Origin of the sequence: Paenibacillus sp. FSL R5-0486, from assembly GCF_037975155.1 — a bacterium.
Lineage (GTDB): Bacteria > Bacillota > Bacilli > Paenibacillales > Paenibacillaceae > Paenibacillus > Paenibacillus amylolyticus.
The window spans coordinates 5778225-5791115 of sequence record NZ_CP150237.1; the positions used below are offsets into that span (position 1 = coordinate 5778225).

General features: G+C 47.9%; 7 protein-coding genes. 2 read left to right on the forward strand and 5 right to left on the reverse strand.

Annotation, left to right across the window (positions count from 1 at the left end; all coding sequences use genetic code 11):
* Positions 1-13 precede the first annotated feature (13 nt).
* From MKY01_RS25580 to MKY01_RS25600, 5 genes are all read right to left on the reverse strand, one after another.
* Positions 14-3367, reverse strand: coding sequence for a glycosyl hydrolase (locus tag MKY01_RS25580; protein ID WP_339284103.1), 3354 nt, complete (start codon positions 3365-3367; stop codon positions 14-16).
* Positions 3368-3499: 132 nt separating this feature from the next.
* The gene (locus tag MKY01_RS25585; RefSeq protein WP_339284105.1) at positions 3500-5005 is read right to left on the reverse strand and encodes an extracellular solute-binding protein; all 1506 of its coding nucleotides are present in this window, start codon (positions 5003-5005) and stop codon (positions 3500-3502) included.
* A gap of 18 nt (positions 5006-5023) precedes the next feature.
* Entirely contained in the window at positions 5024-5911 is an 888-nt protein-coding gene (locus tag MKY01_RS25590; protein ID WP_017692544.1) for a carbohydrate ABC transporter permease, read from the reverse strand.
* 12 nt (positions 5912-5923) lie between these two features.
* On the reverse strand, positions 5924-6853 hold the full coding sequence (locus MKY01_RS25595) for a sugar ABC transporter permease (RefSeq protein ID WP_026081491.1): 930 nt from the start codon (positions 6851-6853) through the stop codon (positions 5924-5926).
* 333 nt (positions 6854-7186) lie between these two features.
* Positions 7187-9592, reverse strand: coding sequence for an AraC family transcriptional regulator (locus tag MKY01_RS25600; RefSeq protein ID WP_282320363.1), 2406 nt, complete (start codon positions 9590-9592; stop codon positions 7187-7189).
* Positions 9593-9807: 215 nt separating this feature from the next.
* On the opposite strand from MKY01_RS25600, the gene MKY01_RS25605 reads away from it, so the two are divergent.
* Positions 9808-11163 (forward strand): dipeptidase, encoded by a 1356-nt coding sequence (locus tag MKY01_RS25605; RefSeq protein ID WP_076253298.1) that lies wholly within the window; start codon positions 9808-9810, stop codon positions 11161-11163.
* Positions 11164-12264: 1101 nt separating this feature from the next.
* Positions 12265-12840: a TetR-like C-terminal domain-containing protein gene (locus MKY01_RS25610; protein WP_339284107.1), complete on the forward strand. Its 576-nt coding sequence runs from the start codon at positions 12265-12267 to the stop codon at positions 12838-12840.
* Positions 12841-12891: the final 51 nt, after the last annotated feature.

Sequence of the window (12891 nt, forward strand, 5' to 3'; positions counted from 1 at the left end):
TACTTCCACTCCTTTATCCCAATTCTTCAACAGGTACATGACCTGCATCCTGTAATCGATGATGTTCCGAATCAAAATACGTACCTTCCAGCAGGCCGATCAATGTGTTGGTAATCCGCACTTCAATGTCGTTGTCTCCCGGACGCAACCAGGAGGCCTCTCCTTTCCAACGATACGGAGACCAGCATCTCACACCCAGACTATGTCCGTTCACCCGCACTTCCGTCACATCCTGCACCCGCCAATCGCTAAATTCCAGTTCAAACGAGGTAATATCTTCCCCTGGCTCATCCAGCCAGAACGTGCGTTTATAACTCATTTCCCCGGCAAAATGGGGATACAGCGGCTGTGGTTCTGGTCCGATACAAAGGGCCGTGTCCGACTCCCGCACGAGCGAAGCCATGCCTTCATGATGGAACTCCACGCCGAATCTTCCCTGTAGATACAAGGGATCCACAATGCCATCCTCATCTTTCGTTACCTGTATGATGACCGTCATTTCGTTGAGACCGCTGTGCAGCAACTCCGTAATCTCACAAGCGATGTTATTGTGGTCGGTTATTTCGATTGGATCGAACTGTTCTTTTCCAAGTGGTTGCCCATTAATCTCCATGGACCAAGTGCCCGAGATCGCCGCTCTGTCCATGAATAAAAGGCATGCAGGCAATGCCGTTCTCAGTTCAAATGTGGTCGTATAACGGCACTCGATCGGGTAAGCAACGGATGCCTTTTTCGGTGTGCCAAATACCTGATTAAACTGGACTGGCAGATGCTGCTGCTCCGATAATTCTGCCGCCTGATCAATAAACGGTTTTACAGCTACATGCTGGCTTTCCAGAATCACACCATTAACATTGGAAGCCTGAAGATGGAATTGTCCCATTCGCAAAATGTTAGGTTGCACCGTTTCCAGTCGCCATGGCCCTTCTGAAGGGACCATGATCTTATGGGCCAGATTGGCCCCTACCGAAACATCCGCTCCGAACGTCGAACCCGTTTTGTCTGTTACATCCACCTTCGTTGGTACTACCTCTGCCCCCGCAGCTTGTAAAGTAAGGCGTACAGCATGCGCTTCATAAGGCGCCAGTGTTAGTGAAATGCACCATTCCCCACCACTACTCGTATACGGCAATGTCTGAAGCTGCCCTGTCTCCAGATCAAGTCGTTCTGCCACCAGACAAGCGCCCTCTGTCAGATCCGCTCCATCCCACAGCTGTCTGGCGACCAGCTTCAATTGACCCTTCAGGTCCTGACCCTCCTGATTGGTCAAAAAAACCATATGCTCCCCAGACGACAATTGACGGGTATGCATCAGCAGGGAGGCGCTTTCCTCCTCCATGATCCAACAGATGGGTTCCGGCAATACCTGATCGAGCAGGAGAGAGATTAGCTCCAGCGAAAAGTCATCTCCTTGCCCCGTTCCTGCGGGTAGAAAATAAGCATTCCCCTCACCCTGATGCCACATGGTTTCACGGTTATCGTGATCTGTTGTCACGTTACGGCCCCAGTACACCTCTTCCGGCTGCTCGCCCGCACCAAAGAACTGGGCAGCTTCATCTCCCTCTGGACTTCCCTGCTGAATGGCAATATGCGGAGGCATCCCAACAGAGATGACAGTTCCTCCCTGTTGAACAAATCGCTTCACCTGTTCCCAGGCCACGGCCTCCAGATTCAGCATCGGTGGCAGAATTAATACGTCATAACGGGCAACGCCGAGCTGAATGATGCCATCCGTTAAGTCAGCTTCAGCCAACAATTCGGGATCAAGGTGATCATAGTCACGTCTGTTTTCGAGCAGATGTGTCGTGATTCTCATCCAGTCCTTCGTCAGGCGCTCCAGTTGCACCCGTTCTGCTTCGTCCTCGCCGCTATACTCAAATCCATGCAGCGGATTACCCATCAGACTCCAGAATGTCGTCGTTGGGTCAAGTACAGCAATTCGAATGTCTGCTGCTCCAGTGCTCATGAGATAGCTCAAACGTCCGGTGTAATCCCCTAACTGCCGGAAATGCTTCCAGTAGGGATTCTGTAAAAATTGAGATGGCGGTGCGTCATGCTTCACAAGCCCACCAATCGTATAGAAAAAGGCGTGAAAGTTATAAAAATTGGTGCCCATGGCGGCCATTCGATCAATCATCCACTTGGCATCCTGTAGCGTCATGGACCAGCCTACACTGTGAAAACATTCAATCAGATTGCGGCTTCGGCCCAATTGCCGGGCAAGCGAACTGACCATCTTGGGATTGTCACGCATCTTTTGACCATATCGTTCCAGAATCCACGATAAGGATCGTCCGATTTTCTCATGGGCCGAATCACCACCTGGCATATGGCTAAACAACTGGGTCGTCATCCGTACACCAGGCACTTCAGCCGCATACTGGATTCCTGCTTCCTCACACCAATCATGCACCTGTTTGTGATAGGACTCCCTGAGAAGCAGGTGCAGTGACTGGTAATAGTCATACCGAATACGATGCGCGTCCGGAACATCACCATATAACAGCGCCGGTAGCGAATCGATCAGACTATAACCACAACGCTCGCTGAAATAACGGGGAAGCTGTTGCGACCAGGGGATACGACCCAGCGGTGCAATCTCATCCGAGAACATGCCTTTGATTACGCTTTCAAATTGATCTCCAACCGCTGACTTATAACGCTCATGTGTCAGTTCAATAAAACGACTCATCGCTTCCTTGTGGCAAGGATCAACAAAGTTGCCGTAATATTTGAAATCATCGATCTCCATTTCTTGAAATATAATCAACTCCCAATCACCCGGGGGAACATCCCACAACAAGCGGAACGCTGTTCGGTAGGTGAAGAACCGCTTGCGGTTATACGATGTGAGTCCGGTCTCCTGATAGACCTGATCGGTCTGGATATTGCCGATTTTGCTGCGCAGATCGATGGACCCATGCCACAGACGCTTGCCCTGTTCATCCTTGGGAATCGCCTTGGCAACCAAGACTCGTCCCCATGGCAACTCCATATCCACAGCTTCTCCGCCCTGAACCACCAGTTGGTGATGCACGAGCTGTCGTTGCTTCGCTTCAGGGAAATCAAGGGTCACTTCCCCACCAGCCATCCCGCTTGGATATGGATATTCGTCATATAACCATACCTGCATGCCGTGAGCAGCCGCCGCTTCCACTGCAATCCGCACCTTATCAAACCACGCTTCCGACAGATAGGGAATTTGCAGTCCCTGACGTGGACAGATGAAGAATCCACCTACACCTTGCGCCGCCATCTCAGCCACTTGCCGCTTTATCTGTTCTTCTTCCATATCCCCGTTCCAGAACCAAAAGGGATGGACCCTGTACTGCGCCTCGGGATTTTCAAAAGCATCCCCGTTCCACATGTTGCCTTCCTCCCTGCGTGTCCAAGAGTGTGTGGTGTCCAGCTTTACCAATAACGTTCATTTCAGTTCAAATAGGTTTTTTTCGATTTGATTATACATCAAAAACCATATTCAGGAAGTCATAATTTCCAACTACTTCAGTGCAGCGTACAATTCATTGACTTCTTTGACATAATCGTCTCCGCCGTTATTCTTCCACAGGGCAACAGCATCTTCGAATCCTTTCTCATCAATCTGACCTACGATATATTTGATTCGTGCATCGTTAATGATATTGTCCAGCTGTGGTCCTTTCTGAGCGTAAACATCAGAGATCAGCGGTTCGCCAGGATTGGCAATGACAATCTCTTCGTTGGCTTTCTGCACCTGTGCAACCTTTTCACGGACAGGTGTCTGTTGGACACGAAGCGTTCTGTCCTCCGGCACAAACATCAAAATCTGATTTAAACCCTGCAGGTCGCGGAGCGCAAGCTTGTCAGTGCTCGGTATGATGTAGTCTTCTTTTTTCTCATACTGCTTGCCTTCCAGTCCGTTGTACAACAATGCCTGCAACTCCGGTTCATTCAGCTGATCCAGAAAGCTCAGTACCTTCTTCAGGTCTTCTTCCGTTTTGACACTGCTTTTGGAAATGGCAATCAGGCCTGAGTAACCGGACGTTGGCATATCACGCAATCCCTTTGGACCTTCCATCGCTTGCAGCACATCCACACGTCCTGTCGCATTGGGGTCTTTATCGAGTATTTTCTGATCCATGCGCTGTGCATTATCTGCTACATCCACCATGACACCTGCTTGACCATTCACAAAAGGATCAGGCAGTTTCGTTGCATCCATCACGGCAAAGTCCTTGTTCACCAGTCCTTCGCTATAGATTTGCCGGAAAAATTTCAGGGCTTCCATGTATTCTGGTGTCTCATGCGCCGGGATCAGACCTCCGCTGCCATCATCTCCCCATTTGTTGGGCGCACCGAACCATACCTGCATGTTATCCCACGGGCCCGTGAATTTGCTGGCAACCAGACCGTACGTATCATCCTTGCCGTTACCGTCCGGATCATCCTTCGTGAAAGCTTTTAATACATTGTAAAATTCATCAATCGTCTTCGGCTCTTCCAGCCCCAGATTCTCCAGCCAATCTTTGCGGATTGTAACCCCATTACGTCCCAGGGCCCGTGCCCGGTAGATCCCATAGGTTTTGCCATCGATTGATGCATTGTTGGTGATGATTTCATTCAGTTGACTCAGATTCGGATAATCTTTCAGATAAGGACCAAGCTCCCAGAATGCTCCAGTTCGTGCCGCATTAATGAAACTTGGGGACTTCCCTAACACCACCATAATCTGAGGTAATTTTCCCGAGGCCAGTGTGATGTTGAATTTGTCTTCGTACGAGCTGCTTGGCACCCACTGCAGGTTCACATCCACCTTGGTTAATTCCTCAAGCTTCTGGATGACCGGGCTGTTCTCCGGCGGATTCTCCGCTTCGAAGTTCGGAAGCATAATGGTAATCTGATCGGTGCCACCCGCAGCGGTTCCTGAACCTGCTTTGTCCGTGGAGCATGCTCCCAGAATCGTACTCAATACCAGTGACGCAGAGAGTAGCAGTGCACCTTTTTTGAATCCCGTTTTTTGTCCCATACGTTCTCCCCCTTGGCTTTAGCCTTTGATTGAACCTAACATGACACCTTTGGCAAAATGCTTCTGCAAAAACGGATACACCAGCAAAATCGGAATGGTACCTACAACGATCACCGCCATTTTGATCGACTGCTCTGGTGGCTGTACAAAATTGGGGTCCATGTTTGCCATATCTCCGACACTGGCTTGCGAAAGCAACACGATCTGTCTCAGCATGACTTGCAGAGGCCATTTGTCACTATCGGAAATGTACAGGAGTGCCGAGAAAAAGTTGTTCCAGTGGCCTACGGCGTAGAACAAAGCAAACGTAGCGATGACCGGTTTGGATAAAGGCAGAACAATTCGCCACAGCACCCCGAGATCCGAACAGCCGTCGATACGGGCCGCTTCCTCCAGCCCGGGCGGCATTTGCTGAAAAAAGTTTTTGACAACTATTAAGTTAAAAGCGCTGATCGCGCCAGGAAGCATAAGGGCCCAGTAAGAATCGAGCAGTCCCAGTCCACGAATGACGAGATACGTTGGAATCATGCCACCGCCAAATAACATCGAGAAAATCACCATGTTCATCATGACGTTACGACCCCAGAAGTCACTTCTGGATAGTGGATAGGCCATCGTTAGTGTGAAGAACAGATTGACCAGTGTACCTGCCACCGTGATGAAAATGGAAACACCAATGCTGCGAAAGATCGTGGACGATGAAAAGATGTACTCATACGCGCTGAAGGAAAACACCTTCGGAATGAGGAAAAAACTGCGTTCGGTGATCTCGGCTTCCGTTGCGAAAGAATTCCCTATAATATACAGGAACGGAAGGACGGTTAATATGCCCAGAATCCCCAGCATGACGTAATTGAAGATATCAAATACCTTGCCGGCAGGGCTGTTGTATAGACGGCTGTTCATGGGCGCTCCTCCTTAATAAATTCCGGGATGGCCGAATTTTTTCGCAAGTTTATTACTGCCAAGTACCAGAATGATCCCCACCACAGACTTGAATAGTCCCACAGCGGTACTGTAACTGAATGCACCTTGCGTAATCCCCACCGTGTACACATACGTATCAAATACGTCCGCCACATCCCGGTTGAGGGAGTTGGTCATCAGATAGATCTGCTCAAATCCGGTATCGAGGAAGTTCCCCAGCCTGAGAATGAGCAAAATAACTATGGTCGTACGAATGGCTGGAAGTGTGATATGCCACATCCGCCGTAATCGTCCAGCGCCATCCACAATGGAGGCTTCATATTGTTCCGTATCTACACCTGCGAGGGCTGCCAAGAAAATGATTGTGCCCCAACCCATCTCCTTCCACATCATCTGAACAATAATGAGCGGGCGGAACGAACCCGGGCTGGAGAGTACATCAATGGGCTTGCCTGTAATCCAGGCGATCAGGTCGTATAACACCCCGCCCTGCGGGGTCAGGAACACGTACGTGATACTCGCGATAATAACCATCGATACAAAATGGGGTACATAGACCAGCGTTTGAATCGTTCTTTTGAAGAAAGCGACCCGAATTTCATTTAATAACAAAGCGATAATGATTGGTGCCGGGAAAAAGAAGATGAGATCATACAGGGCAAGGACCAGCGTATTACGTAATAGTCGGAAGAAGTCCGGATTGGAGAAAAAGTTCGTAAAGTTCTCTAGCCCTACCCAGTTACTCTCCCGGATGCCCAGGAAAGGCTGGTAGTCCTGAAAGGCAATGATGATCCCCCACATGGGCAAGTATTTAAAGATGACAAAGTACAAAAAGCCGGGAAGCACAAGCACATATAACCACTTGTTTCGTTTGATCTGCCTTTTCCAATTGGACTCTTGTTTTAATGGTCTTGTTGCCATATCCGCTTGAGCAGTTGCAGTGCCGTTGGTATTCCAGTCCGTCTTCCCGTTCATCATGTCTCCCCTCCCTCAACGATGTAAGCGTTATCAATTAACCTGTTATTCAGACTATACAGACGCCTGGTTTCCGGCAACCTTCATTTTTTGCATTGCTACGACATGATGGCCGAAAAGCCCGCTATAACGCCATTTTCACAAGAAATTGCACATAACGTAGCGGGTAGAATTGCACATTTTTGCGGGTTTATCCTTCTTTGTATCACGGTAAAAAAAAGAAAAAACCGGCATCCGCTAAAGCCGAATGCCGGTCTGAAATGACAAAGATATAAAAGGTTATTGTCCAAACCATTGATCGCGATACTGACTCGGGGTAACTCCCTCCTGTTTCTTGAAGATCCGATTAAAATAACTGTGCTGATATCCCACAGCCGCTGCAACATCATTGATTTTCATCGTTGTCTCCCGCAACAATTGCTTCGCCGCATCCATTCTCACACGTGTCAAATAATCAATAAAGTTGATGCCCGATACCTGTTTGAAAGCCTTACTCAGTGCATAGGGTGTCATCTGCTCCTCGTCAGCACAATTCTCCAGCGAAATGTCGCTGCGGTAATGTGTATCGATATACAACATCGTTCGTTCCACCACCAGTTTCAGCGGTTCCTGCGATCGTACCTCAACCTCTTGTATATAAGGTATGAGTACCTCATTCATCATCCATTGCTTCATCTGTACAGGTTCACGAATACCGGATAGTTGCTCATACATGTTGTAACCACCAAACAGCTTATAAGGTGTGACACCCGTTTGCAACATCATGTGCTGAATGCTGCCAAGCAATTGAAGCATCATCTGTTGCACCTGAAATTCGGTACTGCCCGTCCGCGTAATCTCACTCATGAATTGTTCCAGCACACGTTCTGCTTCGACTTGTTTGCCCAGCCTGACCGCCTGTAACAACTCCCGTTCCAGCCCAAGCGGATAGGAAGCTGCTTCGTTTCTGCAGAAACATGCCTCATCCTCCAGATCGAGAATCTGACTTCCTTCCTCCACACTGCGATAAGCCACGGCCTGTTCCATCTCGACGAATCGTCCGGGCAGTTCCTGTAGTGAAGCCGCTGGGCGACTGACCATCAAGGTCACCTTCATTTTGAGCGTACGTCCAATGACCTCCACCAGTTCCTGTCCCCATAACAACGCTTGTGACTTCACAGGTTCGTCCTGGGGAGCGATCACAAGCATGGCGGATGACAGGTCATGAAAGTTCATGACACTGATCTGCCTGAAATAATTTTTCGCAACTTCCTGTGTAATATTCACTGCTGCAAAGGTGACTAATCCCGTGTCCTGGCTTCCAAATCTGCCTTGCAGCTGCTCGTACCCCGTAAAATACATCTGCACCAGCAAATACTGCTGGCCCTCCAACTCAAATCCGAGATGACGCATGCGTTGCTGGAGATCCTGCTCGTTATAGGCGTATAGATGCCCCTGCACAAGTTGTAAGACAAAACTGTCGCGCAGATGAGGAAGCTGTTCCTGCAATTGGCGATGTGCCGTGACACTGCGGGAGGTCAGTTCGTTCCACTGTTGCTCCAGCAGCTTAAACTCGTCCAGCTTGGCATCCGTTGGTGTTGTTTCGTTTCTGCCAGGCGTAAGCAGATGCAGCATCCGTGCTACAGGCGAATAGATGCGGCGGGAAGCAAACCAGGATAACAATAATCCCAGGATGAGACTGCCTGCACTCGCAATGACGATGATTTTGGATACCAGTTTGACTGGCGAAGTGACTGAGGTCAGAGGTGCTGCGGAGACATAAGTCCAGTCTGAATCGATCCGGCTCAATGAACCGTATGAGACAGAATAGGTCTGATCCTCATATCGGAACAGGAATGAGCGGCTGCCCGCATGCAGGGCTACTTCTTCTTTTAGCTGCTGCTCAAAAGCAGAAGTCTCTCCCGCCGTTCCCGGATTCCCGGTAACCAGTGTGTTTCCTTCCTGATCCATAAGGAACGTCAAACCTTCGTCATAAGGAGTAAGCGTTTTCAATAAACTGGCGACTTTCTCGTTATCCAGCGTGATGATCAGTGCACCAAACGGATTAATGCTCTCCCCCGGTATCTTATGTACTAGAACAAGTGCATTGCCTGCATCCGTATGCAGTGGACTATCGTTGGTCGAAGGTTCGGTGTCTCTGTTGATGCTGGAAACCCAGTCTGTCCAGTACACGTGGTTCCCCATGGAAAGGTATCGATCATAGGCTTGTACTTTCGCTTCATCGTTCAATTCGGTATAATCCCGATTAAACAAGATTGGCTTCGGTTCCTGCAAATACAGCTGTGCTGACTTGATCAGTGGATGAGAACCTTGTAATACGTATAAGGTAGTCACAATCTCCTGCGTTTCATTGAAATAATATACAAAATCCAACGTTCGCAGTGCATTGCCAAACCTCGGTTCAAAAGCCCAATGGGATAAGTTCATCTCCAGATAAGCCAGCTGGTCATCCACATTACGTGCCCGGTTCTCAATCTGGTTCTGGTGCATCTGATTGAACTCGGTTTCCATCCGGCCAACAACCTGTTGATACATGACGATACCTGTGATTAGTCCGGGAATGCTGGCAATGAGTAAAATAAGCATGAGGCTGTTTCGATAAAATCGTCCTTTATGCCTTCCAGCCTTCAACTCGGATAACCGCTTGAATCTGCCAAATATTCGATCGCTCCTAGTCGGTTCCATCGCTGCTCACCTGCCTGCTTGCATCGAGTCTGACTGTCATGGAAACTTCCTCAACTCCCCTGAGAATATATGGATGAAATCCTTTTCTTGTATTATACGCACATTCCTCAGGTGAATGAAACGATCTGTAACCGATCATTTTTTTAACCAATGTTTTATTAACATGACAAAATGGATTACAATGAGATATAGCAAACATGAAGGAGGCCTTTTTAATGAAAGAACAGACTTATTTTGAACAAAATAGAGAAAAACACCTGGCAGAACTGAATGAATGGTTGTCCATTCCAAGTATCTCTGCCATTTCAGAGCATAAAGAGGATATTAACCGTGCAGCACAATGGGCAGCAGATGCGCTCACACGTGCAGGCATGGAAAACGTAGAGGTCATTCAAACGGCTGGACATCCGATTGTCTATGCAGATCACCTGCATGCACCCGGCAAACCAACGGCTCTGATCTATGGACACTATGATGTACAACCTGTTGATCCACTTAACCTGTGGGAGACACCTCCTTTTGAACCTACCGTTCGTGATGGCAAGCTGTATGCCCGTGGTGCAACGGATGACAAAGGACAGATCTTCCTACATATCAAGGCAGTAGAAGCCATTCTCGCCGAAAACAAAGAACTGCCAGTTAACATCAAGTTCTGCATTGAAGGCGAAGAGGAAATCTCCAGCCCGAACTTGCCCATCTATCTGAATGAACATACAGACAAGCTACGTGCAGACATGATACTGATCTCGGATACATCTCTACTTGAAAAAGGTAAACCGGCTATCTCCACTGGCCTGCGAGGCCTTTGCTCGCTTCACGTGGATCTGAACACAGCCAATACCGACTTGCACTCCGGTTCATTTGGTGGTGGTGTACCTAACGCACTGCACGCACTCGTATCACTGCTCGCTTCGTTGCATGATGAGCAAGGCCGTGTAAGTGTAGATGGTTTCTACGACGGCGTACTGCCACTGTCTCCTGAGATGAGAGAAGAATTTGTGAAACAGGGCTTCAATGAAGAACAGCTTCGTCAAGACCTTGGGCTGGAGCAATTGTACGGCGAAGAAGGTTACTCGTTCGTGGAACGTGTTGGCGCTCGTCCAACATTGGAACTGAATGGCGTATGGGGTGGTTTCCAGGGCGAAGGCAGCAAAACGGTTATTCCGAAGGAAGCTCATGCCAAAATTACATGCCGCCTCGTGGCGGATCAAGATCCACAACATGTATTGGATCGTATCGAAGCACATCTGCGCGCTCACGTTCAACCAGGTGCAACGCTGCATGTGAAACAGATCGAAAAAGCTTTTGCTTTCAACACCGATCCTTCCAATCCAATTCTGCAAAAAGCAGCAGACGCGTATGAGCACGTGTATGGCGTTCGTGCCCTCTTTACCAAAGATGGCGGCTCCATTCCGATTGTTGAGAAACTCTCACGTGTACTCGAAATCCCTGCTGTTATGATGGGCTTTGGCTTGCCGGATGAGAACCTGCATGCACCGAACGAGCACTTCAACCTGGAGAACTTTGATAAAGGGTTGTTGACGATTGTTCAATTTCTGAAGAGTTTGTAATAGTTCGGACTCGTCGTGTTTAAAACCAGTTCATGAGGGCGTGCTGAGTGGACGTTCCGGTGCCGAATCGTTCTTTAGATCGCTGTTATCGTCGGATTTTTTGGATTCCCCTTCTCAAAGGGTAAAATCCGACGATAAAGGCGAACGCTCCGCTTCTTCAGAATCGATTTCGTCCCCTCCACTACGTTGCAGCTTCTCGCATGACTGATTTTAAGATTGAGCCTAACTATTGAATGGTTAGTGTAATAGGGAGAACAAAATGACGGCCTTCGGGTCGTTTTTTTGTTATTTATTTTATTTTTTTGTTTTTTTGTTTTTTTGATTTTGTTTCTTGTTTCTTGTTTCTTGTTTCTTGTTTCTTGTTTCTTGTTTCTTTGGTTCTTTGGTTCTTGTTTCTTTGGTGAAATTGTAGTTTTTTTGATGGTTGCTTTTTATGATGGAGACGATGGAGGCTTACTTTTAAAAAGGTTAGTGTATTAGTGATAACAACACGGTAGCCCTATAGGCCGTTTCTTTGATTTTGTCTCGATCGTTACGTTGTAGCTTTATCATGGTGCTTTAGAGGGTTGGGTCTCACTTTGATGGGTTAGTGTGATAGATTACCTTAATGATGGGCTACTGAACACTTTTTCGATTTTTTTCTCGATAACTTCGTTATCATTGTTCCTATGACTGATTTTATAGACGAGGTCTCGGTTTTAATGGTTTAGTGTATGGGAGATAACATACGCGACCTTATAGTCTTTTTTGATTCGGTCTCCTTCACTAGGTTTCAGCTTTTACAGCGGTTGCTTTATTGTGACTGGTTTTAGACGACGGCTAACTTTTAAGGGTTTTGATAGAGATAACTCAAGCGTTGGCCTTTGGAGGTTTGTTTGAATCGATTGATATTCAGTACTTAGAATGAACCTTATGGAGTATGATGTGGATCGGGTAACGAAGATGTTGATAGCTAAAGGGGTTTTGTGGATGGGAGGGTCTTTCGGGATTCCTGCATTTTGACTTGTTTGTGCTTAGCGACTTCGGCGCGGGACTTTTGCCATGAGTGTTTACGTGCTGTTGCGCCCCGGTAAGCTAATCCAAAATGATGAGGTGAATGTTGTGTCTGCTTCTCACCTGACCAAAAATGCGCTGGCTCACTCGCTTAAATCACTGATGGAGCATACTCCATTGAACAAGATTACGGTCAAACATCTGGTGGAGAATTGCGGAGTGAACAGGCAAACCTTTTATTATCATTTTCAGGATATTTACGCGCTACTTGGGTGGATCTATCAGACTGAAGCGGTGGAGAGTCTTACGGAGTACCGAAGCTACAGCACATGGACGGACGGATTCTATAAAATCTTTTGTTACATCGAGAACAACAAAACGTTCTGCTGCAACACACTCAACTCGCTCGGGCGTACCCACCTGGATGTATACCTCTATGAAGTAACCCATAATCTGATCATGGGTGTTATTGATGAGCTGGCCTGTGGGATTAAGGTCTGCGGTGAAGACAAAGAGTTTGTCGCCAACTTTTATACCCTGGCTTTCACCGGGCTGATCATTCAATGGATGAGGGGCAACATGCAAGAACCGCCAAAACAGATTATTGAGAAGCTCAGTGAGCTAATCGAAGGCAATTTCCTGAGAGCACTGCACAGGTATGAGAATAAGCTGCCATCCACTTAAGGATGCGCGGCTTTTTTCACATGTGATCTATGCCTAGGTTTTAGACACTTT

Coding starts and splice junctions, on each gene's coding strand:
- MKY01_RS25595 (WP_026081491.1), bottom strand. CDS start 6,853: ATGGCAACAAGACCATTAAAACAAGAGTCCAATTGGAAAAGGCAGATC.
- MKY01_RS25585 (WP_339284105.1), bottom strand. CDS start 5,005: ATGGGACAAAAAACGGGATTCAAAAAAGGTGCACTGCTACTCTCTGCG.
- MKY01_RS25580 (WP_339284103.1), bottom strand. CDS start 3,367: ATGTGGAACGGGGATGCTTTTGAAAATCCCGAGGCGCAGTACAGGGTC.
- MKY01_RS25600 (WP_282320363.1), bottom strand. CDS start 9,592: ATGGAACCGACTAGGAGCGATCGAATATTTGGCAGATTCAAGCGGTTA.
- MKY01_RS25590 (WP_017692544.1), bottom strand. CDS start 5,911: ATGAACAGCCGTCTATACAACAGCCCTGCCGGCAAGGTATTTGATATC.
- MKY01_RS25605 (WP_076253298.1), top strand. CDS start 9,808: ATGAAAGAACAGACTTATTTTGAACAAAATAGAGAAAAACACCTGGCA.